At 65.8% G+C, this 23,049-nt stretch carries 18 protein-coding genes; 9 read left to right on the top strand and 9 right to left on the bottom strand.

Translation table 11 applies throughout. The features are described 5' to 3' along the window. Positions 1-22 precede the first annotated feature (22 nt). Entirely contained in the window at positions 23-1,255 is a 1,233-nt protein-coding gene (locus tag MJO58_RS23080) for an EAL domain-containing protein (protein ID WP_239721108.1), read from the top strand. A gap of 5 nt (positions 1,256-1,260) precedes the next feature. Here MJO58_RS23080 and MJO58_RS23085 read toward each other — a convergent pair whose 3' ends face one another. Next, on the bottom strand, positions 1,261-4,002 hold the full coding sequence (locus MJO58_RS23085) for a winged helix-turn-helix domain-containing protein (RefSeq protein WP_239721109.1): 2,742 nt from the start codon (positions 4,000-4,002) through the stop codon (positions 1,261-1,263). Between the two features lie 638 nt (positions 4,003-4,640). On the opposite strand from MJO58_RS23085, the gene MJO58_RS23090 reads away from it, so the two are divergent. Continuing rightward, positions 4,641-5,864, top strand: a complete 1,224-nt coding sequence (locus tag MJO58_RS23090; protein WP_239721110.1) for a sensor histidine kinase — start codon at positions 4,641-4,643, stop codon at positions 5,862-5,864. Then, positions 5,861-6,529 carry a response regulator gene (locus MJO58_RS23095; protein ID WP_090609584.1) on the top strand — a complete coding sequence of 223 codons (669 nt, stop codon included), beginning with the start codon at positions 5,861-5,863 and terminating at the stop codon, positions 6,527-6,529. Before MJO58_RS23090 ends, MJO58_RS23095 begins: the two co-directional genes overlap by 4 nt. A 10-nt stretch (positions 6,530-6,539) precedes the next feature. On the opposite strand, the gene MJO58_RS23100 is transcribed toward MJO58_RS23095, so the two are convergent. Further along, complete coding sequence (locus tag MJO58_RS23100; protein WP_420845378.1) at positions 6,540-8,024, bottom strand: glycoside hydrolase family 183 protein; 1,485 nt, start codon at positions 8,022-8,024, stop codon at positions 6,540-6,542. Between the two features lie 367 nt (positions 8,025-8,391). Between MJO58_RS23100 and MJO58_RS23105 the strand changes: the two genes are divergently transcribed. The 5 genes from MJO58_RS23105 to MJO58_RS23125 all read left to right on the top strand — a co-directional run bounded on the left by MJO58_RS23105 (position 8,392) and on the right by MJO58_RS23125 (position 14,892). Next, positions 8,392-9,807 carry an MFS transporter gene (locus MJO58_RS23105; RefSeq protein WP_276327225.1) on the top strand — a complete coding sequence of 472 codons (1,416 nt, stop codon included), beginning with the start codon at positions 8,392-8,394 and terminating at the stop codon, positions 9,805-9,807. Between the two features lie 396 nt (positions 9,808-10,203). Next, a complete protein-coding gene (locus MJO58_RS23110; RefSeq protein WP_239723417.1) occupies positions 10,204-11,463 on the top strand; it encodes a PPE family protein in 1,260 nt (419 codons plus the stop codon). A gap of 145 nt (positions 11,464-11,608) precedes the next feature. Beyond that, positions 11,609-12,841 (top strand): acetyl-CoA acetyltransferase, encoded by a 1,233-nt coding sequence (locus MJO58_RS23115; protein ID WP_239721112.1) that lies wholly within the window; start codon positions 11,609-11,611, stop codon positions 12,839-12,841. Between the two features lies 1 nt (position 12,842). Next, the gene (locus tag MJO58_RS23120; protein WP_239721114.1) at positions 12,843-14,369 is read left to right on the top strand and encodes a carotenoid oxygenase family protein; all 1,527 of its coding nucleotides are present in this window, start codon (positions 12,843-12,845) and stop codon (positions 14,367-14,369) included. Positions 14,370-14,406: 37 nt separating this feature from the next. After that, entirely contained in the window at positions 14,407-14,892 is a 486-nt protein-coding gene (locus MJO58_RS23125) for a VOC family protein (protein WP_090606260.1), read from the top strand. Between the two features lie 4 nt (positions 14,893-14,896). On the opposite strand, the gene MJO58_RS23130 is transcribed toward MJO58_RS23125, so the two are convergent. From MJO58_RS23130 to MJO58_RS23155, 6 genes are all read right to left on the bottom strand, one after another. Next, a complete protein-coding gene (locus tag MJO58_RS23130) occupies positions 14,897-15,331 on the bottom strand; it encodes a hypothetical protein (protein ID WP_090606263.1) in 435 nt (144 codons plus the stop codon). Positions 15,332-15,386: 55 nt separating this feature from the next. Then, positions 15,387-16,625, bottom strand: coding sequence for an SAM-dependent methyltransferase (locus MJO58_RS23135; RefSeq protein ID WP_239721116.1), 1,239 nt, complete (start codon positions 16,623-16,625; stop codon positions 15,387-15,389). Next, complete coding sequence (locus tag MJO58_RS23140; protein ID WP_090606268.1) at positions 16,606-17,079, bottom strand: type II toxin-antitoxin system Rv0910 family toxin; 474 nt, start codon at positions 17,077-17,079, stop codon at positions 16,606-16,608. Before MJO58_RS23140 ends, MJO58_RS23135 begins: the two co-directional genes overlap by 20 nt. 3 nt (positions 17,080-17,082) lie before the next feature. Next, the gene (locus tag MJO58_RS23145) at positions 17,083-17,271 is read right to left on the bottom strand and encodes an antitoxin (RefSeq protein WP_239721117.1); all 189 of its coding nucleotides are present in this window, start codon (positions 17,269-17,271) and stop codon (positions 17,083-17,085) included. Between the two features lie 142 nt (positions 17,272-17,413). Further along, positions 17,414-19,798 carry a cation-translocating P-type ATPase gene (locus MJO58_RS23150; protein ID WP_239721118.1) on the bottom strand — a complete coding sequence of 795 codons (2,385 nt, stop codon included), beginning with the start codon at positions 19,796-19,798 and terminating at the stop codon, positions 17,414-17,416. Beyond that, entirely contained in the window at positions 19,795-21,375 is a 1,581-nt protein-coding gene (locus tag MJO58_RS23155; RefSeq protein ID WP_239721119.1) for a serine hydrolase, read from the bottom strand. Before MJO58_RS23155 ends, MJO58_RS23150 begins: the two co-directional genes overlap by 4 nt. 44 nt (positions 21,376-21,419) lie before the next feature. Between MJO58_RS23155 and mug the strand changes: the two genes are divergently transcribed. Next, positions 21,420-21,950 carry a G/U mismatch-specific DNA glycosylase gene (mug, locus tag MJO58_RS23160; RefSeq protein WP_259608725.1) on the top strand — a complete coding sequence of 177 codons (531 nt, stop codon included), beginning with the start codon at positions 21,420-21,422 and terminating at the stop codon, positions 21,948-21,950. Here the strand turns inward: mug and MJO58_RS23165 are convergent. Beyond that, complete coding sequence (locus tag MJO58_RS23165) at positions 21,928-23,046, bottom strand: MBL fold metallo-hydrolase (protein ID WP_239721121.1); 1,119 nt, start codon at positions 23,044-23,046, stop codon at positions 21,928-21,930. The genes mug and MJO58_RS23165 overlap by 23 nt on opposite strands. Between the last annotated feature and the right edge of the window lie 3 nt (positions 23,047-23,049).

A 23,049-nucleotide genomic window follows, 5' to 3' on the forward strand; every position in this document is an offset into this window, starting at 1 on the left:
CCCTGTGATAACCCCTGGCCCGATGACGACCGACACCCTCGACGAGGCGGTTACGGGTACAGGACTGGTCTCGGCATATCAGCAGGTCGTGACGCTGCCGAGCGAAACAGTCGTTGGCTATGAAGCGTTAGCGCGCTGGCCGAAGCTGGATAATCCATCGCCCATCGATGTGTTCGCCCGCGCCCAACAGACCGGCCGTTTGAATACGCTGGACGGCGCCTGCATTCGTGCCGCGGTCCGGGGCGCATTGTTGAGTACGTCGACTCCCGGAATGCTGCTGTTGATCAATTGCGAACCCGCCACGTCGCACGTCGACCTGGCGCAGGACGACGACGTTAGGCACGCCGCTTCGCGCTTCCGCCTCACGTTCGAAGTCACCGAGCGGGGATTGTTGATCAATCCGCGGGCACTGCTGCGCAAGGTCACGGCGCTGCGTTCGCTGGGATTCGCGATCGCGCTCGATGACATCGGCTCACACCCCGATTCGCTGGTGTTGCTCGACGTGCTGACGCCCGAAATCCTGAAACTCGACATGGGTTTGATACAGCACCAACCGGATCGGATGCAGGCCCGCACCGTTGCGGCCATCACCGCGCACCACGAACGGACCGGTGCCGTGATTTGCGCCGAAGGTATCGAAACCGAGGACCATCTGGAACAGGCATTGGCCTATGGCGCCACGCTCGGTCAGGGTATGCGGTTCGGCGGTCCTGGAGAGCTTCCGCACAAGCCACAGGCGTTCTCGTGGCCGGCGCGAAAGATGCAGCCTGCACCGACAAAAGTCGACTCGGCGAAACATGGCCTGGCAGAAGACGTTCCGACGACGCGGATCGTCCGCAAGGACACCGTCACCGAACTCGCCCGACACATCGGCCGGATAGCCGTCACCGCCGAAACCCCGCCGATGATTCTCTTCACGCTGAAAGACACCGACGACATTCACCAGATGTCCCAACAAAACCTCTCGATAGTCGCCGAAAGATCGCCCCTGGTAGCGGTTTTCGGCCAGCATCTGCCCGAGGAGCTGGGACCGCGGGTCCGGCAGGTGCGGCTCGATCCAGACGATCCGTTGACGCAAGAGTCCGCCGTCCTGGTGCTCGGGCCCGACACTGCGGCGGCGCTGATCGCACGCGAACGCACCTTCCCCGGATGCGGACCGGACTCAGATGAAGATCGCCGGTACGAGATGTCGATCACCTTCGACCGGGCCCGCGTCACGGCGGCAGCGCGAAGCCTGCTCGACCGGCTCGAGTGATCCGATCACGGCAGGATTTGGCGTCGACGCGCCTCCGCGATTGATTCGCCACGCCGCGCGACACCGAGCTTGACGTAGAGACCCTTGAGGTACCACTTGACGGTGTTGATCGTGACACCGAGGTTGCGGGCGATCTGCTTGTTTGTCATGCCGCGTTCCAGCAGACGCAGAATTTCCACTTCCCGGCCGCTGAGCCCTTCCTCGGGCAAGGAGTTGCGTTCCCCGGGCAGGCCGATCATCCGGATCGCCGCCTTCGGGGCGTCGGAGTGCGCGGTGGTCAGCAGCAATGACAGGTATTCGGCCGGCACCTCCGGCAGTTCGGCGTCCCGTCGACCGGTCCGGCTGGCTTCCCGAAGGCCGACAATGACATTCAGCAACTCGGGCCCGGCGTCGACGACCGTACGAAGTAGACCCGCGTCCGCACCGGCGATCAGTGCGGGCACCAGCTCTTCGGTAGCGGCGCACGCATCACCGGCCAGAGCCAGTGCCCTGGAAAGCGCTACGGTGCTGGCCACCTCGGCGTAGCGCGCGCCCGCATCGCGATTGTTCTGCCGGATCGTGGCCAACAGATCGATCGCTGCGTCGTGATTGCCGCGTGCACTGAGAATCTGCGCCTGCATCACCAGCCGGTAGTGACGCACGGCCATGGCGATGCTGTTGGCGCCCGACGGCATTTCGGTGTCCTGGCGGTCGAGGACGTCCTGCGCGCGGTCGATGTCGCCCGCTGCCACGTGCAGGCTTAAGCGCGCGCAGTCGAGGGCGGCGGATAACCGCGGCAGCGAGAGCAATTGTGCCGCTTGACATCCCTCGTCGAGCAAGGAAAAAGCGTCGTCAATGTCGCCACGCAGCACCTTGATGCGCGCCAGGGTGTTATAGGTCGCGATCATGAAGTCGGGGACACCGCTTTCCGCCCCGAGTTCGTGACATTCCTCCAAAAGCGTTTCAGCCGAGTCGATTTCGCCGCGTTCGTAGCACAGTCGACCTACCAATGCGCCCGCCAGCCGCGCGGCGTGTGAATGCTCGCCGGCCATGCTCCGCGCCAAATCACGGGCCTCGACATAGCGCTGTTCGGCGGTGTCCAGATCGAGCTGGGCGAACGCCGCCAGCCCGGCGAAGCATCGTCCGTACACGCCGGCAAACGGGCCGCTGGCCATTTCGTGAAATGGGTTGGCCCACTGTTGACGCGAGAGCGCCCTGTCGTAGGCGAAGGTATGGATGTCGACGAACGTGCAGATGTTCGACGAGACCGCCACCAGGAACGGCCGGCAGGCCGGCTTGTCCACGATGCAGGGCGCGACCAGAGCGGCAGCGCGATCGATGCGGTCGCGGTAGACGTCGGTACACGCCTGCACGACGTCGGCCTCGGCAAGGAGTCCGGCGGCTGCCGCATCGGTTGCCCCATCCAGGGCGGCGCGCACGTGATCCAGTGCGATCTGCGCGTCCTCGGCCCGCTGCAGCAGACAATTCGCCCACGCGATCGCGATTTGCAGCGTCGGCCTGGTCGGCACCAGGTCCTTCGGCAGCCTGTTCACCAGCCCGAGCAGGCTGGCCATCCGGCTGTGCTCGACGAGGTACATGGCCTGCTGTTCCACCAGATCGACGGCCTCGGTCTCGTCGCCCGCGGCCAGCGCGTGCGTAACCGCCTCGCTGAGCAGTCCCTGCTCGGAGAACCAGGCCGACGCGGTCCGGTGCAGGTTCACGATCCGGTCGGCATGATCGCGTTCCAGACGCTGGCGCAGGTATCCGCCGAAGAGGTGGTGGTAGCGAAACCACTCGCGGTTGTCGTCGAGTTGCATCAAGAACATGTCGCGGCGTTCCAGCTCTTCGAGGATGGCCTGTCCGCGAGGCTGCCCGCTGACGGCTGCCGCGAGGCCGCCGCAGAGTCGATCGCAGATCGAGGTGGTCAGCAGAAAGTCGAGCAGCTCGCCGGGCAGAGCGTCCAGCACATTCTCGGCCAGGTAGTCGCCGATCGAGTGGTGGCGGCCGGAGAAGCCGCTGATCAGCGCCGCGGCGTCCTTGGTGTTGCGCAGCGACAGGGTGGCCAGTTGCAGTGCGGCGATCCAGCCGTCGGTGCTGGACCACAGTCGCAGCACGTCGTCGCCCTCGAGCTCCAGCGCGTTGAGGTCGAGTAGGAAAGCCGCGGATTCGCGTGGGTCGAAGCGCAACTGCGTCGCGTCGATTTCGCTGACCTGGTCGCGCACCTTGAGCTTGCCGATCGCCGGTGTGCGGGTTCGGCTGGTCACGATCAGGTGCAGGTTGTCCGGGCCGACGTCGAGCAGGAATTCCAGTGCCGCGATCGTCTCGGGGTTGTCGATCAAATGCCAGTCGTCGAGCACAATCGCCACGGGCAGACGGTATTCCGCGACCTGGTTGACCAGCTCGGTCAGCACGTAACGCTGCGCGTCACGCGACTGCTGTTCGAGAAGATCCGCCAATTCGGCGCCCACCGTGGGCTCGACGCGACGGGCCGCCTCGATGAGGCTGCGCAGGAAGGAAAAGACGTCGTTGTCGTCGCGGTCGAGACTGATCCATGCCGTTGGAACGCCTTCGGCACGCAATTCGCGCTGCCATTGCATCGCCAGGGTGGTCTTGCCGAATCCGGCCGGTGCGTGGATCAAGGCCAAGCGCTTATTGCGGTTGGCCCGCAGCAGATCGATCAAGCGGTCGCGGGCGACGAGCTTGCCGAAGTAGGTTGGTGGTTGGATCCTGGTAGCGACGATCCGTGCGGAGCGCGTGTTGGTCTGCACCGAATACGCCTCCCCTCGAGCGGCTGCCGGCAATGCAGCGAGGCAACTTATCCGATCCCCCACCACATATTTAACCCAACTGCCCTCCCTCTGCCAGACCTGGGACTTCGGATCGGGTGATACGGCAGTCGCAGGCGGCCGGCCGCGGGCTCCTACTGCGGTCGCAGATCAAGATCGCACCTGAGCACGATGCGTGTGAATGACCGAAATTCGTAGCGTCGATGCATGACACAACACGAAGAGCGATCCGATGGCTGACATCGGCGCTGTGTGGCGGCGTCCGGCATCCGTCGAACGCGCATCGGTGACCGGCTGGTTTGCCGGGGTGGTTCTCCCCGCGAATTCAGCACAGGCTGGCGTCGGGTCTTTCCCGTTGCCGCGCAACAGTATTGGTCGGCTACTCGCGGACTTGATGGTAGGAGCCCGCGAGGCTGTCCGCAGTGCATTTCGGACCCGAGCGCCGGGCGGGCAACCCCAGCAGCGCTACCATCACCCGCGCCGCGAAGCTTTCATCGAGGACGCGGCGATGTCTCGCGAGATGTACCGACTGTGACAGGCTGGGATGTACTACCGGGGTAGGACATGGATGCCTGCCCCGGGGTGATGCCAACGACCCTCGCGCCCTTTACGATCAGGCCATGCCGGACGCGCTGAAGCGCCGCGTACAAACCTGGGCGCGCAGGAAAGAGCAGTTGCTGCCCTCCGGCTTCAGCATGACCGTCGTCGCCGGTTTCGACGCGATGATGGTTGTGGTGGGCAGTATCGCAGCCCTGCAGCGTCCCGCTTCCGAGTGGCCGATCGTGGTGATCGCGATGGTGATCGCGTTCAGCCCCGAGATCGTGTTCTTCTCTTTCGATCTCAGCGGCATCGTCAACAGGCACGAGGGCCCCACGCTTTGGGCGGCGTTCATGGTGGGGACCGCGATCCTGCTGTTCGCCACCCCCACGGCGATTACCGGCGATTTCGCCCCGCTGATGCTGACCCTGACCGTCGGCATGGTCAGCGCCATCACCTCGGCACGCGGCGGCGCGCTGGCCGCTGCTTCCGCGGCCGCCCTGCTAGGGTGCGCCGCGGCCATGCACCGGCTGAACACCCCGGCGCTGTATCTGGCATTCGTCGCAATCGGTTGGCTCGTCGGCTATCTGATGCGCACCCAGCAAGACCTCCTTATCAAACAGGGCCACATGCAGGACCAGCTGGCTCAGCACGCCGCGGCCGACGAACGCCGGCGCATCGCGCGGGAAGTGCACGATGTCATCGCACATTCGCTCAGCGTCACGCTGCTGCACTTGACGGGAGCACGCCACGCGCTCGAGCACGACGGCGTCGACGAGGACTCCGTTCGCGCCCTGCAGCGCGCCGAACACCTGGGGCGACAGGCGATGGCAGACATCCGGCGCACCGTCGGATTACTCGATGCCGAAACCATGGGACTCACCCCGGAACCGGCCGTCACCGATATCCCCACCCTGGTAGAGGATTTCAGCCGCGCCGGGCTGAATGTCAGCTTGGGTGTCAACGGATCTCTCGACGACATCTCGGCGGCCGCGGGACTGGCGTTGTACCGGATCGCTCAGGAGTCGCTGGCCAACGTCGCCAAACATGCGCCCGACGCGGCGACAAGGATCACTCTCACAGTATCGCGCACCGCGGCGACGCTGAACGTCGTCAACGAGCTGCCCGCCGCAACCGCCGAGCGGCCCGTCGAGCCAGGGCGCGGATTGCATGGGATGACGCAGCGCATCGAGCTACTGGGCGGCACAATCAATTTCGGCCCCAGCCGAGGCGGGTGGTCGGTGCATGCCAGCGTGCCGTCGAGCGCCCACGCATCCGACCCGCCGACGCGGATACCGGCTTCGTGAACGACGACAAATCTCTGGTGAATGCCCTGATCGTCGATGATCAGGAGTTGGTCCGCTCAGGCCTGTCGTTGATCCTGCGTGCCAAGCACGGCATCGTCGTGGTCGGCGAGTGTTCGGACGGCGACGAGGTTCCCGAGGCCGTGGCGTGCCATCGACCCGATGTCGTGGTGATGGATCTGCGCATGAAACGCGTCGACGGGATCGAGGCGACCCGGCGGCTGACCGAATCCGGCGGGCCACCGGTGCTCGCACTGACCACGTTCAATGACGACGAACTACTATCCGGCGTATTGCGCGCCGGGGCAGCAGGTTTCGTGCTCAAGGAGTCGCCGGCCGAGGAACTCATCCGCGCCGTTCGGGCCGTCGGCAACGGCCACAGTTACCTCGACCCAGCCGTCACCGCACGGGTACTGACCACCTATCGCGCCACGGCTGCACCATCGGCCGTTCCGGCCGTCTCGATCGACGAGCTCACTCCTCGCGAGCGCGATGTGCTCACATTGATTGCCAAGGGGCACACTAACGCTGAGATCGCCGACGAGCTATTCATCTCGGGCCTTACGGTCAAGACCCACATCGGTCGCATCTTCACCAAGCTCGGGTTGCGCGACCGCGCCGCCGCGATCGTCTTCGCCTACGAACACCGCATCATCGCCCCGTCTTGACGGCTGTGGTCTACGGCAGCACCGTGTGCATCAACATCACGTCGTACGCGGACCACAGCGACAGGTTGAAGTACAGGTCCCGACCCGACGACCAGGGGTGGATCATCGGCGCGTAGATGCCACCGGGCATCTGGAACGACGACACGAGCGGCTGCTCCGCGCTCCACGGTCCCGTCGGCGTCGGCGCGGTCCGCGCCACGACGTCGTTACTGCCGCCGTTGGTGTACAGCACCAGGTACTGCTTCAGGTAACTGTTGTACTGGGCTGACATCTCACCCACCGGCCCGGGCCAAAGTGGTGTTGCCGCACCAGGATTGGCGGCAACCCAGTGCCCGCCGTTGTCGCCGTTCCAGTATTGGTACTTGCTCAGGTCCGGCAGCTGCGCCGGGGGAACACGCGACAGGTATGCCGCACCACCTCGTCCAGACGGCGTTCCGAAGTTGTAGATATAGCCGTCCTGGCCCTTCATGAACGCGCCCATCTGAAAGTTCTCGTTGCCGGGGGTGTACCCGGCGCCGGGCACGGTGTCAGGCGAAGACGTGCGGATCGAACCGGGGAAGATCCCCCAGTTCTGGCCGTTGTCGTTGGATCTGGCGATGGCCGAATAGTTCGTCGACCATTCGCCGTCGCGGCCCCACTGCCGGATCGACATGTAGCTCATGTATTGCGTGCGGCCCAGCGACATGGCCGACGTCGGAATGATGCCCGTTTCGTGGCTCGCCTTGTGGATGGTGTTGACGACCTGCTTGGAAAGCCCGTTGGTCCAGACCGGCGAGCCGGAGTAGTTGTTGTTGGGCACACCGTCGGAGATGTGGATTCCCTGCGACAGATCATGGTCGTTACTGCGGAACAGCACGTTGTACCGCCATTGCTGTCCGCGAACCTTGCAATAGCCGAAGGTGTCACCGAAGGCCATCAAGGCCTGGCGGTTGGCAGGATCGCCGTTGTCCCAGATGATCCCGAGGTCCGTCCCGGAAATGCCGAAACGTTGCAAGGTCTTGTTCGGGCCGTTGGGCCCGGTCACCCAGTCGACCAGTGACGTCGGCGCTCCGGCGATCTGAGCCGGCGGCGCTGCCGCGTCGGGTGCCGGCTGTGGTGCAGCGGCGGGCGGAGCCGGGGGTGCCGCATTCGGCCGTAACGGCGCCGCATTCGGTGACTGCGGGAGCCCGGGCACCGGCGGGTTCGGCGCCGGCGGCGGCACCACGCCCGCCTGCGGAACCATCGGGGCCGAGTATCGCTGGCCGCCGCCGGTGGTCGGCTTGAGGAACGAGGAGATCAGCGGGCCCAACTTGGGCAGCGGCGCCTGGTCATTCGTGTGCGAGGGCCGTCGCCCGGTCGGCGGCTGGACGACCGGCTGGGGCGCGGGTATCGGCGCCTGAGCGGGAGGCTCGACGTTCGCGTCGGGCGCACCGCATGGTGTGGCGTTTGCTGACGGCGCGGGGCCTGCCGCGACGATGTAAGCGATAGCGGCCACCGGCACCAACGCTAGCGACATGGTCCGAAGAATCCCCGACAAAGTCATACCTTTCCAGGAGCGAGACGCCACATTGACGTACGCAGTTGGCTCATGTGACGATAGTGATTTAAGGGGCTTGTGTGACCAGTGATCAGCTAATAGGTATGCATCCGTGACCGTGTCGAAACCCTGGTTTCAAGCCATTCCAAGGTGGATTTGCTAGGGGCCCGTTCTCATCCCGCGGGCAACTGCGCAACGGCACACCGCAACCGCTGCGAAGTCAGACAATCCTGAGGCGCGGAACAAATTGCCATGGACAACCTGCGTTGCCAGGGCAGCCCAGGTACGCTCCCATGCGCAGCAAGCCCGTCATCGCGGGTGGGCAGTCCGCCAAGGAGGGCGAGCGGTGAGTACAGGTAACGGGTTGCAGCCCAAACGATTCGAAACCGGACGCGCTTACCTCAACCGAGTGGTCGCCGCCTCCATGGCCGGCACCGTCGTCGAATGGTACGAGTTCTTCCTCTACGGCACCGCGGCCACCCTGGTGTTCGGCAAAGTCTTCTTCGCCAAGGGCGGCAACGACCTCGATGCCATCCTGGCCGCGTTCGTGACCTACGCCGTCGGGTTTGCCGCGCGCCCCCTGGGCGGCATCGTCTTCGGCCAACTCGGGGATCGGTACGGACGCAAGAAACTGCTGCAGCTGAGCCTGGTACTGGTCGGTGCCTCCACCTTCCTGATGGGTTGCCTGCCTACCTTCGCTCAGATCGGATACTGGGCCCCGGCGCTGTTGGTGACGCTGCGGTTCGTCCAGGGTTTCGCCGTCGGGGGCGAGTGGGGCGGCGCGGTTCTGCTTGTCGCCGAGCACAGCCCGAACGCCAGCCGCGGCTTCTGGGCGAGTTGGCCGCAGGCCGGGGTGCCGGGCGGCAATATGCTGGCCACCGCGGTGCTGCTGGTTCTCACCTCGACCCTGTCGGACGCGGAGTTCCTCAGCTGGGGCTGGCGGGTGGCCTTCTGGTTATCCGCGGTCGTCGTCCTGATCGGCTACTACATCCGCACCAAGGTCACCGACGCCCCGATCTTCCTGGAGGCCCAGCGAGAGGCGGAGCGCGCCAAATCGACTCGCGCCGGCGTCCTCGAGGTGATAAAGCGTTACCCGCGTGGCATTTTCACCGCCATGGGACTACGGGTGGGCGAAAACATCATGTACTACCTGGTGGTCACCTTCTCCATCACGTATCTCAAGGTGCATGTGCACGCGAACACCAAAACCATCTTGTGGTGGCTGTTGGTCGCGCACGCGGCGCATTTCGCGGTCATTCCCTTTTTCGGGCATCTCAGCGATCGATTCGGTAGGCGCCCAGTCTATTTCGTCGGTGCTGTTGCGACCGCCACCTGGGGCTTCTTCGCCTTCCCGATGATGAACAGCGGCCACAATGCGGTCATCATGTCCGCGGTCGTCATCGGTCTGGTGTTCCACGGGGTGATGTACGCGGTGCAGCCGTCGGCCATGGCCGAGATGTTCCCGACCCGGATGCGGTATTCGGGCGTCTCACTGGGATATCAGGTCACGTCGATCGTGGCCGGGTCGCTCGCGCCGATCATTGCGGTTCGACTGCTCGAGATCTACAACTCGGCAGTGCCCATCGCGTGGTATCTGGCGGGCGCCGCCGCGGTGAGCGCGGTGGCCGCCGTCGCCGCCCGCGAGACGAAGGGCATCGACCTTGCCGAGGTGGATCGCGCCGACGCTCAGGGTGTGGCGGGTCGGTCTGCTCGGCCCCCGGAGGGACCCGAACCCACCGAGCTTGTCGGGGGGAGCGTCTAGGGCATAATGCGGCGGTGAGCAGGGGAAATCCCCGTTCGCACAGGTCAGAGGCGTCGCTACGAACCTCGTGACGAGCCTTTTGCCATGTTTGCCCGTGCCCGGGGATGGTAATGCCCCAACAGGGTGTGCGCGTCGGCCGGCCTACGCGCCCATCTAGGTCCCGTCGGTTCAGCCCGAGAGCCGACGGGTCCGCCATTTCTGGGGCAAATTCTGAACATCTGGTGTTGATCGCCAAACCCCGGCCCCGCCCGCACTCAACCAATTACCCTCCAGCTACCGAGTGTCCTCGCGGACGATCGGGAGTCTCTATCACAAATAAGGCCACTTGAAGGTTTGCCGGGCGGACAGCTGATCGAGCGCAAGGGCCGGATCGTGGCAGCTAAGGAGCCTGCTGCGGTGGATTTCGGCGTGTTGCCGCCCGACGTCAATTCGGGTCGAATGTATGCAGGTCCGGGCTCGGATTCGATGCTCGCCGCGGCGGCCGCGTGGGATGATGTGGCCGCCGAACTGAGTACGGCCGCGACTTCGTACCAGCAGGTGATTTCAGCGCTGACCGTCGAGCCATGGGTGGGTCCCGCGTCATCGGCGATGGCAGCCGCGGCCGCTCCATATGTGAGCTGGCTGACTGCTGCGGCGGCGCTCGCGCGGCAAACGGCTGCACAGGCCAGGACAGCCGCGGCGGCGTTTGAATCGGCGTTTGCGATGACGGTGCCGCCGACGCTCGTCGCAGCGAACCGCAGCCAGTTGACGTTGCTGGTCGCGACGAACATTCTGGGGCAGAACACCGCAGCGATCGAGGCCATTCAGGCCGAGTACGCGGAGATGTGGGCACAGGATGCGGCCGCGATGTACGGATATGCGGGGGTGTCGGCTGCCGCGTCGGAGTTGACGCCGTTTCCCCCGCCGGCGCCAAACACCGAGCCGGGTGGACAAGCGGCCCAAGCTGCGGCAGTCGCTCGGGCGGCAGGCGAAGCGACCGACACCCAAGCAGAGACGGTCGCGGAGATGTTCCCAGGTTCGGTGCTAAGCGGTTCATCCGCGGTGTCCACGCCGTCGAATGCGCTGACCTCCGGGCTAACGAGCCTCGCGCCGAACGTCAACCCGCCACTGTCCGCCTCCGCCCTTCAAATCTCCACCCCGATAGGTGATTTGGATGCGGTCGCCCTTTACATTGCCGCCGCCGCCACCGGCAGCCTCGCCTTGGCGATAACCAACACCACGCGACCGTGGCAGTCTTCCGGCAGCTGCAACGGCACTGGCAACGGCAATTCTGATGGTGGCGTGAGCCCGACCCAGGGCAATACGGTGAATTCGACGGAAGCGCTGCGGGCGGTGGGCCCGGGGGAAATGACCGGACCCGTGTACGCAGGCGTCGGCCATGCGAGCATGGTGGGCACGTTGTCGGTGCCGCACGGCTGGACCACCGCCGCTCCGGAGATACAGCTTGCCGTAGAAGCACTGCCCAGCGTCAGTCCCGTCACGGCCTCGACGTCATTCGACGGCAACGCGGCAAGCCTGCTCAGCGCGATGGCGCTGGCGAATTGGGCCGCACGCGGAACGGCCAGCGGTACCGGCAACCGCAAGAACACCGACGCCCCCGCACCGGCGGAACGCAAACCCACGGTGGTGGTGATACAGAAGCCGCCGCCGCCCTGAACCCGGCCGATCTGAAGCGGTTGCAGCTGAATCGCAAAGTCGTGCAACCCGTCCCGCCAGTCATAGTGTCGCCGATCGGGCACCGCGCGCCCCGGCACAGCGAAATTATTCATGGGCGTCACGCTGGTCGTAGTAGCGTACAGCTATGGACGACGGTGTCTGGATTCTCGGCGGTTACCAGAGCGATTTCGCTCGCAACCTCACGAAGGAGAACCGCGACTACGCGGCGTTGACCGAGGAGGTGGTCGACGGCACCCTCACCGCGGCCAAGATGGATGCCGCGGACATCGGCGTGGTCCACGTCGCCAATGCCTTCGGCGAAATGTTCGCCAGCCAGGGCCACCTCGGCGCGATGCCGGCGACGGTGTGTGACGGGCTCTGGGACACCCCGGCGTCGCGGCACGAGGCCGCCTGCGCATCCGGCAGCGTCGCGGCGCTGTCGGCGATCGCCGACCTGCGCTCCGGCGCCTACGACACCGCGCTCGTGGTCGGGATCGAGCTGGAGAAACCCGTGCCCGGCGACATCGCCGCCGTGTATCTGGGCGCCGCCGCGTGGACCGGACACGAGGGCGCCGACGCGCGCTACCTGTGGCCGTCGATGTTCGCACAGGTCGCCGACGAGTACGACCGGCGCTACGGCTTGGACGACAACCATCTGCGGGCCATCGCGCAGCTCAACTTTGCCAACGCGCGGCGCAACCCCAACGCTCAGACCCGCGACTGGAGCATCCCCGACCCGATCACCGCCGACGACACGACCAACCCGGTCACCGAGGGCCGGCTGCGCCGCTACGACTGCAGCCAAATGACGGACGGCGGTGCGGGATTGGTCTTAGTCAACGACGCCTATCTGCGCGACCATCCCGACGCACGCCCCATCGGCCGCATCGAGGGCTGGGGGCATCGCACCGTCGGGCTGGGGCTGCAGCAGAAACTCGACCGGGCCGCCCGGCAAGACAATGGGGACCCCTACGTGCTCCCGCACGTGCGCGCGACAGTGCTCGACGCGTTGGACCGCGCACAGGTGGCCCTCGACGGTATCGACGGGTTCGAGGTGCACGACTGCTTCACGCCGAGCGAGTATCTGGCAATCGATCACATCGGGCTGACCGGACCGGGCGAAGCATGGAAGGCCATCGAAAACGGGGAGATCCAGATCGGCGGGCGGCTCCCGATCAACCCCAGCGGCGGGCTGATCGGCGGCGGGCACCCGGTTGGCGCCTCCGGCGTGCGAATGCTGTTGGACGCGGCCAAACAAGTCAGCGGCGGGGCCGGTGACTATCAGGTCGAGGACGCAAAGACCTTCGGGACGTTGAACTTCGGCGGCAGCACCGCCACGACGGTCAGCTTCGTGGTGGGCACAGCCAAAGGCGCATGACATGGACCTCCAAAACGACGTTGAGATAGTCGGCAAGTTCTTGTCGACGCTGCCCGAAGACGACGACCACCCCTACCGGACCGGCCCGTGGCGGCCGCAGACCACCGAGTGGGACGCCAACGACCTGATCCCGGTGTCGGGAGAAATCCCGGCCGACCTCGACGGGATCTATCTGCGCAACACCGAGAACCCGCTGCATCCGGCCTTCAAGACGTATCACCCGTTCGACGGCGACGGCATGGTGCACGTGGTCGGCTTCCGCGATGGAAAAGCCTTCTACCGCAACCGTTTTATCCGCACCGACGGCTTTCTGGCCGAGAACGATGCCGGGGAGCCGCTGTGGCCGGGGCTGGCCGAACCGGTGCAGTTGGCCCAGCGTGAGCAGGGCTGGGGTGCGCGGACGAAGATGAAAGACGCGTCGAGCACCGATGTCGTCGTGCACCGGGGAATCGCACTCACCAGCTTCTACCAATGCGGCGATCTGTACCGGATCGACCCGTACTCGGCCAACACCCTCGGCAAGGAAAGCTGGAACGGGCGCTTCCCCCTCGACTGGGGTGTCTCCGCGCATCCGAAGGTGGACAACAAAACCGGAGAACTGCTGTTCTTCAACTACAGCAAACAGGATCCGTACATGCGCTACGGCGTCGTCGACGAAGCCAACGAGCTGGCCCATTACGTGGACATCCCGCTGCCCGGCCCGCGCCTCCCCCACGACATGGCGTTCACCGAAAACTACGCCATCCTCAACGATTTCCCGTTGTTCTGGGACCCGCGGCTGCTCGAACACGATGTGCACCTACCCCGCTTCTACCCCGATATTCCGTCGCGCTTCGCGGTGATCCCGCGCCGCGGATCGACCGCCGACATCAAGTGGTTCGACGCGGACCCGACGTTCGTGCTGCACTTCACCAACGCCTACGAGGACGGCGACGAGATCGTGCTGGACGGTTTCTTCGAAGGCGATCCGCAACCGCTCGACACCGGAGGAACTAAGTGGGACAAGCTGTTTCGCTTCCTTGCGCTGGACCGCCTGCAGGCCCGGCTGCACCGGTGGCGTTTCAACCTGGTCACCGGCGCGGTCAAAGAGGAGCAATTGTCGGAATCGATCACCGAGTTCGGGACGATCAACCCCGACTACGCGGGCGGCAGCTACCGCTACACCTACGCCGCCACCGGAAAGCCGGGCTGGTTCCTGTTCGACGGCCTGGTCAAACACGACCTGCACACCGGGGGCCAGGAGGGCATCTCGTTCGGCGACGGCGTCTACGGCAGTGAGACCGCGATGGCGCCGCGGGTGGGTGCGACGGGGGAAGACGACGGCTACCTGATCACCCTCACCACCGACATGAACACCGACGCCTCCTACTGCGTGGTGTTCGACGCAGCGCGGGTCGGAGACGGCGCGGTGTGCAAACTACAACTGCCGGAACGCATTTCGAGCGGAACGCATTCTACCTGGGCGCCGGGTGCCCAATTGCGCCGCTGGGAAACTGCCGAGTCGGCGGCATCGGCCGTGGGCCTGTGAACCCCCCGACTCGGCGACACGTCATCATGAGATGGCAATGAACTCCGAAAAGCCCCGCCGGACCACCCACTGGCCCATGCAGTTGGCCTCCATCGGCGCCATCCGTTTCGCACGCAGGTCGTCGAATTTCGAAGAGACCGTGCGGTTTTACCGTGAGCTGGTGGGCTTGCCGCTCTTCGAGACCTTCGAGGCCAGCTATGGCAGCAACGGCGCAATTTTCGGTTTGCCCAGCTGGAACCTGACGATGGAGATCGTCGCGGCCCCCGACGGCGACGTCGCCGTCGACCACCACGAACAGCTGTGCCTGTACTTTCCAGACGAGCGGTCTCAGCGCGCCGCGATCGCGCGCCTGCAGGACGCCGGGGTCGAAGAAGTGCAGCAGCATCCGTACTGGACAGCAACCGGTGCGGTGACCTATCGCGACCCCGACGGCCGCGAGGTGGTGTTCGCGCCGTTCGTGTTCGGGGTCAACGAGCCCACCGACAGCTCCATCTCAGGCAAACACGAGTTCCCGTCGCACTGAGGTCTCAACGCCCGGCGCGGCCGGCGACGACGGCGGCGATCAGCGACGCGACCGAGCACGCTAGGGCGCCGAGCGCGGCGATCCCGCCGACATATAGCCCGTATTCCGCCGAGACCGGCGGGTTGACGTTGAGTTTGTAGTACCACACCACCAGCGCCACGATGAGCAGCGAAATCACTAGCGCGGCAATCGAAGCAATCCGGACTGACAGGCCGCGGGCCACCATCGCCCCGGCGACCAGCAGGGCCGAGGACAGCAGCACGATCAGCTGGCCCGCGCCGAATCCCGGCGGAAGCTGCAGGCTGCCGTGTTTGCCACCGATCGCGCTGGCCCAGCCACCGCCACCAACCGACGTCGTCAGCCACGGCAGCCAGGCACTGGCCGAGACGACCAGGGCAAACAACGCCACCAGCCATCCAGGACGCAGGCGCCGGGTCATGGGTGCGACCTTAATAGCGCGCCGGACCGACCGCCCGCTCGCCACGCTCGGATCGTCAGGCCGGGGGTTTGACGGCGAGGATCTGATCCACGCCCATCCGGCCTTCCTCGAAGGCCAGCATGCCGCCGGCCAGATACAGCCGCCACACCCGCGCGACTTCCTCACCCAGCAGTCCCACGAATTCGTCGAAGCGCTCGTCCAGCGTTGAGATCCAGCACTGCGCGGTGCGGGCGTAGTGCTCGCGCATCGCCTGAACGGACGCGATCTCGAAGTCGCCGTCTTGCAGGTAGCGCAACGTCTGCCAGAGTGGTCGCATGTGCATGTCGGCTGCGATGTAGGCCTCGATGAACGCTCCCCCGCCCGGCGCTGCGTCGGCCCGTCGCGACATCTGCTGCAGCAGCAGCTTGCCGCCGGGTCGCAGCGCGCGGCCGAGGATCCGCACGTAGGCGGGATACCACTGCTCGCCTACGTGTTCGCCCATCTCGATGGAACCGACGGCATCGAAAACGCCCGCCCACGCCGGGTCATTGCCGAAGTCGCGGTAATCCTGCAGCCGAACCTCGATGCTGTCGGCCAGTCCCCGCTCGGCGGCGCGGGCTTCGATGAACTCCCGCTGCTGGGCCGACAGCGTGATACCGGTGGCGCGTACGCCGTAGCGCTGTGCCGCGTGCAGGATCAGCGATCCCCAGCCGCATCCCACGTCCAGCAGCCGCATGCCCGGTTCGAGCCCGAGCTTGCGACAGATCAGATCCAGCTTCGCGGTTTGGGCGTCGTGCAGCGACTGGCCTGTTTCGGTGAAATACGCCGAGGAGTAAGCCATGTGGCCGTCGAGCAGCAGCCGGTAGAAGTCGTTGGACAGGTCGTAGTGATGGGCGATCACCGCCCGGTCGCGCCGGCGGCTGTGCAGTCGCCCGGACACCCGCGCCTCGCTGGCCGGGGTCCTCGGCGGCGGCCCGAGCGCCCCGAGCCGCACCGCCCGCAAGGCGACCACCATCGCGCCCCACGGCGAGATCGAGACGCCGGGCCGCTCGCGCGCTTGACGCCAGGCCCGCCGCAGGCCGTCGACCAGGTCGCCCTCGACATCGATATCGCGGGTCACATAGGCCCGGGCCAGGCCGAGTTCGCCTGGACGCCAAAGCAATCGGCGCAATGCCCGACGGGAACGAACCACCAGGACCGGGCCATCCGGGGGGCCCGCCTCGCTGCCGTCCCAGGCGCGCAGTCTCACCGGCAGCTCGACACCGACGGTGGTTGCAAGCAGGTCCGCCAGACGGTCAGCGGCCGGCGCCACCATGTCCGTTGCGGCCGGGATCGGGAGCGGTGAACACGGTGACGAATCTTTCCAGGGATTCGTCGATGTCGCTTCTCAGTGCGGCGGCGACGATCATGCCGATCGGGCCGAACAGCGCGGGGCCACCGAGGTGCACGTCGAAGCTGACGACCGAGCCATCGTCCTTCGGCTTGACCTTCGCCAGCAGCTTGACCTTGACGCCTCCGACACCGTCGCCGTTGAGCGTCATGGCTTCGGGCGGCTTGTAGTGCACGATCGTCCACTTGATCCGGTTGAGCATGCCCTTGACCTCGACGATCGATTCGATGATCGTGCCCTTTTGCAGGTCGTCGGGCAGCTTGCTGCGCCACACCCGGTGGATGCTCAGCCAGTCCTGGTAGCGGGACAGGTCGGACGCGTGCTTCCAGGCCTGTTCGGGCGACAGGGGTACATCGATGGATCCGGAAAGTTTCGCCATGCGCTAGTCCTGTTGGTCGCCCTGAGCCTGAGACGCTGCGGCCTTCTTGGCCTCTTCGGCCACCTTGTGGATGGTGTCGGAGTACTTGCCCTCGGTCTTGTCGTCGACGAACTCACCGGCCTTGTCGATCGCGGTCTCGACCTTGTCGGCGTTCTGCGCCAGCAGGTCCTTTGCCTTGTCCAGGAATCCCATGCGCTGTCCCTTCCCCGCGGATCCCCGGAACCGCCGAGGATCCTGCTTTGCTGGTAGAACCCTACTGGCCGGGGCGCGGCGCCGAACGTGCGGCTGGCCGGGGGCGCGGCGCCGAACGTGCGGCTGGACGCACACTGGGCGATCAAACGTCGTGGGGAGCCCGCCACAGCCGCGGCTCGATGTGCAGCATTCTGGCCCGGATCCACCACGTCGCCTCGATCGCCAGGGCGCCCAATGCCCCGATCCCCAGCGCCGTCGACGTCACGGCAAGATTCGACGGGTCGAGCAGAAACTTATCCTGCGCCAACGGGATGCTGAAGATCGCGACGTACGCCAGGCCGCAGGCAGTGATCAGCGCGACCCGCCACCACTGGTAGGGACGCGCCACCACCGCCAGCACCCAGAGCGCGGTCAGCAGCAGCGTGATCAGCGCGGCGGTCGACGCCTGGTCCTGTTCGGTGAAGGTGGCATGCCTGCCCTGGTAGGCCACCAGGTAGGAGACGAAAGTCGCGGTGCCCACGATCAATCCGGACGGCAGCGCCGAGGTCAGCACCCGCCGGACGAAGCCGGGATAGGCGCGCTCGTTGTTGGGAGCCAGCGACAGGATGAACGACGGGATCCCGATGGTGAACCAGGCGGCGATCGTGACGTGGATCGGCTGAAACGGGTAGAGCAGCGGATCGGCCCCAAGTGGCTTCGCCAACAGGCATTCGATACCCACGAACAGCGCCAGCAGCACCGAGTACACCGTTTTCGTCAGAAACAGGTTGGCGACCCGCTCGATGTTGCCGATCACCCGCCGACCTTCGCCGACGACGTAGGGAAGCGTCGCGAACTTGTTGTCCAGCAACACGATCTGCGCCACCGCGCGCGATGCCGGGCTTCCGGCACCCATCGCCACGCCGATGTCGGCGTCCTTCAGCGCCAGCACGTCGTTGACGCCGTCGCCGGTCATCGCCACGGTGTGCCCGTGTGCTTGCAGGGCGTGCACGATGGCCCTTTTCTGATCGGGCCGCACCCGGCCGAAGGTGGTATAGATGTCCAGCGTTTCGGCCAATTCATCTGGCTGCGTTGGCAAACGGCGGGCATCCATCGCCTCGCCGCGTAGCCCGAGCTTGGCCGCGACAGCGCCGACCGATACCGCGTTGTCACCGGAGATCACTTTCACCGAAACATCTTGGGCAGCAAAGTATTCCACCGTTTCGCGGGCGTCCGGGCGGATCTTCTGCGCGAGCACCACCAGCGCGACGGGCGTAACCCGACCCGGAGCGTCCGGGTGGTCCACGGCGACGTCGGCGGCGCCTAGCAGTAGTACCCGCAATCCCTGGGCACCGATCCGTTCGGCCTGTGCGGCAGCGACCGAAGCCGGATCGAGCAGTACGTCCGGCGCGCCGATCACCCAGTTGCCGTGATCAGCGTAGGACACCCCGCTCCATTTGGTGGCTGACGTGAAAGGTGCTGTGGCCGTGACGATCCAGCCGGGCGACTCGTCAAAGCTCTCGGCGATCGCCCGCATGCTGGCATTGGGGCGGGGGTCGGCGGCGGCCAGCGCGGCCAGCGCGTCGGGCACAGCCTTGTTGCCGGTGAGTTCGACGACGTCGCAGACCCGCATGCCGCTTTCGGTCAGCGTGCCGGTCTTGTCGGCGCACACCACGTCGACGCGGGCCAATCCCTCGATCGCGGGCAATTCCTGTACCAGGCAACGACGTTGCCCGAGCCTGATGACGCCGACCGCGAACGCGATCGAGGTCATCAGCACCAGGCCCTCGGGCACCATCGGCACCAGTGCGCCGACCGTGCGCAGCACCGCCTGCCGCCAGCTCGCATGCGTGGTGGCGAACAGCTGCGTACAGATCGTCAGCAAACCGGCCGGCACCAACAGATAGGTGATGAACTGCAGAATCCGGTTAATGCCGTTGCGCAGTTCGGATTTCACCAGGGTGAACTTGCTGGCCTCCTCGGCCAGCTTGGCGGCATAGGCCGCCGGGCCGACCTTGGTGGCACGATAGGCACCCGTGCCGGCGACGACGAAACTCCCCGACATGACGGCGTCGCCGACGTCCTTGCCGATCGGGTCCGACTCACCGGTCAGCAGCGATTCGTCGACCTCCAGGTTGTCTTCCTCGAGCACCTCACCGTCGACGACGACCTGATCTCCGGGGCCGAGCTCGATGACGTCGTCGAGCACCACTTCGCTGGGCAGCAGTGTCGCGGTCCCGGATCGCCTGCGCACCAGGGGTTTTGCCTGACCGACGATCGCGAGGGCGTCCAGCGTCTGTTTGGCCCGGATCTCCTGAATCATCCCGATGACGCTGTTGGCGATGATCAGCAGGCCGAACAGCCCGTTGATGACCGAACCGGTCGCGAGCACAATCGCCAGCAGCACGCCCAGGATCGCGTTGATCCGGGTGAAGACGTTGGCGCGGACGATGTCCGCGGTGCTACGGGCGGCACGTGCCGCAACCGCGTTGCTGTGACCGTCGGCTAGCCGCTGCGCCACCTCTGCATCGGTTAGCCCGCGATTCATCGGGTGAACGTTCCCAGCTTGTCGGAGTCGTAGTATTCCAGGTTCAGGCTGTTCCCGGAAAACACAGCCTTGGAAATCGTTCCGGACGGCGCATTTTCATCGGTGATCGAGAAGGTGAAGGTGTCACCGTCCCAGTGTGTGAGTCCGAATGTCCGATTCTTCGGCCCCAGCGCGAGCTGAAGTTGCCCGTTGTTCTGGGTCACGACGGCCGGGCCCCAGTAGTCGCTGGCGTAGACGCCGACGTAGTCGGTGAGCGGCCGGGCCGGCGCGGGGTTCGCGGGGGCCTGCTTGCCGACCAGCGAGCCCTCGGCGTTGTTCATCCAACCGATCGCATGCTTGTACAACGCCGGCCAGTCCTCACGAATTTGGCCGTACTGCACCAGATCCATGAATTGGGCGGTCAGCGCTTCCGGAATCCCGTACGGCGCACCGTTGGTCAACGCGATGATGCCGATGTCTTCGGACGGCATCGCGACGAAGTTGGTCGCTGCGCCGGATGCGAAGGCGCCGGAATGGCTGTACTCGGTGCGTCCCGACGAGGTCACCGAGGTGTTGAAACCGTGACCATACGTCCCGGCCCGGGCTTTTGGCGATGACGCGGGTGACGATACGACCTGGGGCGTGATCGCGGGCAGCAGGGCTTCGGGCGAGGTGATCTGCTGCCCGTTGTAGCTGCCGTTGGCCATCACCATGGTCAGCCAGCGCGCCATGTCGTTGGTCGACGAACTCACCCCGCCCGCCGGCGTCTGCGCGTCGGGGTCACGCTGCAAGCGTGGCTCCCACTTGTCGCCAACCTTGACATGCAGCACCGCGCGGTTGGGCCGGGCCAGATAATCGGCGTACTTCGAACTCGTCGACGTCATACCCAGGGGGCGGTAGAGCACCTCGTCGGACAGGTCCTCCCAGGATTTGCCCGCGGCTGCCGCCACCGCCTCGGCGGCTGCGGTCAAGCCAAAGTTGGTGTAAGCGTAGCTACTTCGAAAAGGAGCCAGCGGCAGGTACTTCAGCCGCTCCAGCACTTGGCGGCGGTCGTACCCGAGATCCTCGAGCTTGTCGCCGGCGTGATCGGGCAGTCCGGAGCGGTGCGAGTACAGGTCGGCGATGGTCACATGGCCGGTGACGTAGGGATCCGACAGCGCAAACCATCCCAGCTTGGCCGACACCGGCGTGTCCCAGGTGACGACGTTGGTGGCCACTTCATGTGCGACCACGGTCGCGCCCACCGATTTCGACACTGATGCCAACTGGAAGACGGTATCCGCGTCGACCTTATTGTCTGGGCCGTTGCCTTTGGTCGCGTCCTTCACTCCGAAGCCCTTGGCGTACACCGTCTTTCCATCGCGGACAATGGCGACCGACAAACCGGGGACGCCGGTGCTGCGCATCAGGTCGTCGACCAGGCCGTCGACCTTCGCGATGGCGGCCCCGATGCGGCCGGCGGGAATATCCAGGCCCGACATTTCGTTGGGAGGCGCTTCAGACAACGTCGACAGCGGACTCGATATGGGATGACCCGAGCCACATCCGACCAGCGAGAGCAACAACACGACAGCGGCGAGGGCCGCGCGTTTCGTCATGCCCGCAGACTTTAGCGTGCTTGCCCGGTGGAAGTATCACCATGATGCATTATGAATCGGACATCCTTGCCCCGGGTCTCGACGTCGTCTTCTGTGGAATGAACCCGGCGGCGACGGCTGCCGCCGACGGGCACAATTTCTCGAATCGCAGCAACCGGTTTTGGCCCGTTTTGCATCTGGCCGGCTTCACCGAGACGCAGCTACGGCCCGAGGAGGAGCGCCGATTGCTCGACTACGGTTGCGGCATCACCGCGGTCGTTGCCCGGCCGACTCGAATGGCCAGCGATGTCTCGACGGAGGAGTTCCGCTACGCCCGAGCCGAGTTCGAAGCGAAGATGCGACGTTACGCGCCGCGCGCGATCGGCTTCCTCGGAAAGCGTGCCCTGGCGGCGATGACCGGCGTATCGAGAATCCCCTGGGGTCGCTATGCGCCCGGATTCGCCGACACCACGGCATGGGTACTGCCCAACCCCAGCGGCCTCAACCGAGGGTTCACCCTCGATGATCTGACTCGCGCATACGCCGAATTGCGTTGTGCGCTAACCGATAACGCTACAACCGCCACCACGGGTTGAATCGCAGCGGTCCGGACGGATCCAGCCGTTGCCCGGGGGCCGGAACCGCCACCGCGACTTCGGCGGCTTCGGCGGCCGCCAGCATCCGCTCGACCGGCTCGGCCCACGGGTGTGGTGCCAGCCGGAAAGTGCCCCAGTGGATCGGCACCATCAGGCCGGACCCGCCGGCCGTGAGATCTAGGTGGGCCCGGACCGCCTCTTCGGGATTCATGTGAATGTCGGGCCACCCCGGGTTGTAGGCGCCGATGGGCAACAGCGTCAGGTCGAACGGTCCGTGCTCGGAACCGATCCGCTCGAAGCTCTTCGTGAATCCGGTATCCCCGCCGAAATAGGCGCGGTGACTGGGACCGACGATCCCCCACGACGCCCACAGCGTGGTGTTGCGGTCCAGGAAGCGACCCGAAAAGTGGCGTGCCGGCAGGCAACTCAGGGTCAGCTCGTCGACGTGACCGCTTTCATTCCAGTCGAGTTCGACGATGCGATGCCCCGGAATACCCCATGCGCGCAGGTGGGCGCCCACACCGAGCGGGACGAAGAACGGCGCCCGCTGGGTGCGGGCCAACGCCATGACGGTGTCGATGTCGAGATGGTCGTAGTGGTCATGGCTGATCACCACGGCGTCGACGGCGGGCAGCGCTTCGAGCTGCATCGGCGGCGGATGCAGGCGCTCGGGTCCGATCACATTCGACGGCGAGCAGCGGTGGCTCCACACCGGATCGGTCAGCACCCGGTAGCCGTCGATCTCCAGCAGGGCGGTCGAGTGGCCCAGCCAACTGACGGCCAATCGACCCGGGTCGGCGTCGAAGGTCCCCGGTGCATTCAGCGGGATCGGCCCCGGCGGGCGGCTGTGGCCGCGTCGCCCCACGAACTCCCACGCGATCAGCGCAAACTGCTCGCGGTCCAAGTTGGCATCCGAGGCGGGGTCGAGGTTGACGAAGACGCCGTCGCGCACATTGGGCGAGTGCTGCGTCACGTCGCGGATCGACGACGGGTCGGCACCCAGCGCGGCCGGCGCCCCGTGTAGCGCACGCAACATCCACCCGCCGGCGGCAAGCGAGACCGTGCCGGCGGCCAAGCGAAGCGCTGCGGGCACCACGGC

Origin of the sequence: Mycobacterium lentiflavum (assembly GCF_022374895.2) — a bacterium.
GTDB classification, from domain to species: domain Bacteria; phylum Actinomycetota; class Actinomycetes; order Mycobacteriales; family Mycobacteriaceae; genus Mycobacterium; species Mycobacterium lentiflavum.

What these genes read in the sequence shown, in the direction of transcription:
- MJO58_RS23080 (WP_239721108.1), top strand. Translation starts at nt 23, where the DNA reads ATGACGACCGACACCCTCGACGAGGCGGTTACGGGTACAGGACTGGTC.
- MJO58_RS23090 (WP_239721110.1), top strand. Translation starts at nt 4,641, where the DNA reads ATGCCGGACGCGCTGAAGCGCCGCGTACAAACCTGGGCGCGCAGGAAA.
- MJO58_RS23100 (WP_420845378.1), bottom strand. Translation starts at nt 8,024, where the DNA reads ATGTCGCTAGCGTTGGTGCCGGTGGCCGCTATCGCTTACATCGTCGCG.
- MJO58_RS23115 (WP_239721112.1), top strand. Translation starts at nt 11,609, where the DNA reads ATGGACGACGGTGTCTGGATTCTCGGCGGTTACCAGAGCGATTTCGCT.
- MJO58_RS23120 (WP_239721114.1), top strand. Translation starts at nt 12,843, where the DNA reads ATGGACCTCCAAAACGACGTTGAGATAGTCGGCAAGTTCTTGTCGACG.
- MJO58_RS23125 (WP_090606260.1), top strand. Translation starts at nt 14,407, where the DNA reads ATGAACTCCGAAAAGCCCCGCCGGACCACCCACTGGCCCATGCAGTTG.
- MJO58_RS23130 (WP_090606263.1), bottom strand. Translation starts at nt 15,331, where the DNA reads ATGACCCGGCGCCTGCGTCCTGGATGGCTGGTGGCGTTGTTTGCCCTG.
- MJO58_RS23135 (WP_239721116.1), bottom strand. Translation starts at nt 16,625, where the DNA reads ATGGTGGCGCCGGCCGCTGACCGTCTGGCGGACCTGCTTGCAACCACC.
- MJO58_RS23140 (WP_090606268.1), bottom strand. Translation starts at nt 17,079, where the DNA reads ATGGCGAAACTTTCCGGATCCATCGATGTACCCCTGTCGCCCGAACAG.
- MJO58_RS23145 (WP_239721117.1), bottom strand. Translation starts at nt 17,271, where the DNA reads ATGGGATTCCTGGACAAGGCAAAGGACCTGCTGGCGCAGAACGCCGAC.
- MJO58_RS23150 (WP_239721118.1), bottom strand. Translation starts at nt 19,798, where the DNA reads ATGAATCGCGGGCTAACCGATGCAGAGGTGGCGCAGCGGCTAGCCGAC.
- MJO58_RS23155 (WP_239721119.1), bottom strand. Translation starts at nt 21,375, where the DNA reads ATGACGAAACGCGCGGCCCTCGCCGCTGTCGTGTTGTTGCTCTCGCTG.
- mug (WP_259608725.1), top strand. Translation starts at nt 21,420, where the DNA reads ATGCATTATGAATCGGACATCCTTGCCCCGGGTCTCGACGTCGTCTTC.